At 67.5% G+C, this 2,701-nt stretch carries 2 protein-coding genes and 2 pseudogenes; 2 read left to right on the top strand and 2 right to left on the bottom strand.

Going from position 1 to position 2,701, the window contains the following annotated elements:
• Together ACFYW5_RS37790 and ACFYW5_RS37785 are read right to left on the bottom strand one after the other, a co-directional pair.
• A pseudogene (locus ACFYW5_RS37790) lies at positions 1 to 344 on the bottom strand (hypothetical protein); the annotation flags it as partial.
• Positions 345 to 617: 273 nt separating this feature from the next.
• Complete coding sequence (locus ACFYW5_RS37785) at positions 618 to 1,664, bottom strand: hypothetical protein (protein ID WP_389421670.1); 1,047 nt, start codon at positions 1,662 to 1,664, stop codon at positions 618 to 620.
• Between the two features lie 40 nt (positions 1,665 to 1,704).
• On the opposite strand from ACFYW5_RS37785, the gene ACFYW5_RS37780 reads away from it, so the two are divergent.
• Both ACFYW5_RS37780 and ACFYW5_RS37775 read left to right on the top strand, forming a co-directional pair.
• Complete coding sequence (locus ACFYW5_RS37780; protein WP_389421669.1) at positions 1,705 to 1,893, top strand: transposase; 189 nt, start codon at positions 1,705 to 1,707, stop codon at positions 1,891 to 1,893.
• 94 nt (positions 1,894 to 1,987) lie between these two features.
• Positions 1,988 to 2,701 (top strand): annotated as a pseudogene (locus tag ACFYW5_RS37775) (IS3 family transposase); the annotation flags it as partial.

Here is a 2,701-nt window from a genome sequence, read left to right as displayed (position 1 = left end):
GTGCCAGAGTCCTCGAGGAGATTGGCGAGAATCTTGTGGTTTTCCAGGGCGATGGAGTCGCCCAGGTAGAGGGCACGGACGGGCTTGTGGGCGGGGTCGTCGGCGGGATCTGCGGGTTGCGAGGGGTCGGTCCCCGGTTCCGCTTGCGACTCTGGTTCCGGGTAGGGGCTCTGTTCGGCCGCTTTTCCGGCGGACGTGGGGGTAGCGGGGGGTGCGGGTGCGGCGGCTGCGCCCGAGGGGTCGGAGTCGACCATCATCCGCCAGCCGAATACTGCGGCTACCACCAGAGCGAGCACGGTAGCGGCGAGGGTGCCACCCCTTAACAGGCTTCGTCCCTGGTTCACTTGAACCTCCCAGCTCTCCGCGCGACGACGAGCGCACCACGGTGTCGGCTCCGGGCGCCGACGTCCAGAGCCGCAAGTAGAGAAGTGGTCCGCTCGACGATCTTTCGCCGGCAGGGCCGGACGCCGGCTCAGAGGCGCGCCCAGATCTTGCGCAGCGCGTCCACGAGGTGGCTCAGGGCGACCACGGGAACGACCGCTGCTCGGCGTGCGACACCTCCGGCCGGTGGCGACATCGCGCGCACCGGCACCGCATCCGAGCCGAGATGCGTGCGATCAGCTGTAGATGTCACGCCCGGGCGCGCACAGGGGGTTCGTCGCTGCGGCATCGCGACGGATGAAGATTGCGGATTCGCCACCATTGACCGGCATCACCCAGCAGAGCTGATAGTGCTGGCGTAGGACTTCTCGCTTGGTGATCTCTGCGGGAGTGTTGTCCAGGGGCTGGCCGGGACGATCGCGCAGGACGTTGATCTCACGGTACTGGAGCATGCGCTGCCGGATGACGTCCGGGGACGCCTCAACGCCGTACAAGGTGCCGGACGCAGCCGGCGTCTGCTGCAGCGCGATGTCGTCGAGCGGCCCGAAGACGGCTGGCCGGGCAAGCACCCATGCCCGGCGGCGTGCAGGCTGGAAGAGAACCGGTTCGGGGTCTCCCGGAACGGTGACGGTAAGCCCCCAGTAGCTCTCCACCGTGTCGGTGCGACTGGCAGCGGAGCGAATCTGCCAGTACCAGGGGCCGAGCGCTGAGAAGAGAGCAAAGGCAACGGCTGCTGTGGCGTACAGCTTGCGCCGCCTGCGCGCAGGGTCGGCCTCCGCTCGCAGGCTCCGCTGCCAGTGCCGCAGGGCCTGGCCGACGAGGAGCGCCAGGCCAGACATGCAGTACAGGACGTAGCGATCGACGTACCAGGGGTGGACGAGGGACACCGTCAGCAGGAATCCGGCAGGGACGATCAGGAGCGGCACACCGATCGCTGGAAGCGTTACTGCCCTGGCCGAGCCCGCGTCGTGCCGGCGAAGCGATACCCCCAAGGCGGCTGCCAGGGTGGCAGGAACCACGAAACACAGCCAGTCCTGCAGGCTCGGACGGCCCAGCCAGTCCAGCTGCGCTGGCGCCTGACCAGCACTGGCCACGGCTAGCGGCGCCACGGCGCAGCCGACGAAGGCGATCACCAGCACCCAGCAACGCCCGAGCCGGTGCAGGTGGCCGCTGCGCCAGAGCGTCACGGCGTGCGCGAGGATGACCAGCAGAGCGAACACATGCAGCCACCCACCCAGCAACAGCAATCCTGCATATTGAACCTTCCCCTTGATCGTGGACACCTGGAGACTGGGACGTGAGTTCCAGAGGAAGTAGTGCTAGGTGGGAAGTAAGAGCAACCGCAGCAGGCGGTACACGGAGGAGTTCAAACGGGACGCGGTCGCTCTCGTGCGTTCCTCCGGGAAGACCGTCACCGAGGTGGCCCGGCAGCTCGGGGTCAGTGCCGAGGGCCTGCGGAACTGGGTCAAGCAGGATGAGATCGACCGCGGGCAGGGGCGCCGGGAGAGCTGACGACGGCCGAGCGTGAAGAGCTGCGCCGGCTGCGGAGGCTGGCCGCCGAGCAGGCGGAGACGATCGAGGTGCTGCGAAAAGCGGCGGTCTTCTTCGCGAAGGAGAGCGATCGATGAGCGAGGTGTACGCGTTCATCGAGGCGGAGAAGACCACCCACCATGTTGCTCTGCTGTGCCGACTGCTGAAGGTGGCCCGCTCCTCCTTCTACGCATGGCTGGCCGGTGAGAGGACCAGGCGGGCGAAGCAGGCCGCGGACGATGTCCTGGCGCACGAAATCACCGTGCTGCACCTCGCCTCCCGCGGCTCCTACGGAGTGCCGCGCATCCACGCCGCTCTGCGTCGGCTCGGGCACCGCGTGAACCGAAAACGGATCGAGCGCGTCATGCATGAACGCGGCATCAGCGGCGTCACACGGCGCAGGCGAAAGGCCCTGACCCGTCCGGCCAAAAGAGCGGTGCCCGCCCCGGACCTGATCGCCCGCGACTTCACCGCACCGGCGCCGGGGATGAAGCTCGTCGGTGACATCACCTACATCGCCACCGATGAGGGCTGGTTGTATCTGGCGACCTGGCTGGACCTCGCAACCCGCGAGATCGTCGGCTACTCGATGGCTGACCACCACCGCGCATCCCTGGTCGTGGATGCGCTGGGCATGGCTGCCGGACGTGGCCGGCTCCAACCCGGCTGCATCGTGCATTCGGACCGCGGCAGTGAAGGTGGATTCAACTGGTCGTCGCAACACCCTGATCTCGGAGGTGTGCGACGTGGCCACGACGGACTGGAGTTTGAAGACCAGCGATGTTCCGGA

The sequence above is a fragment of the Streptomyces sp. NPDC002779 genome (genome assembly GCF_042888685.1).
Lineage (GTDB): Bacteria > Actinomycetota > Actinomycetes > Streptomycetales > Streptomycetaceae > Streptomyces.
This window is presented reverse-complemented; position numbering and strand designations above follow the sequence as displayed.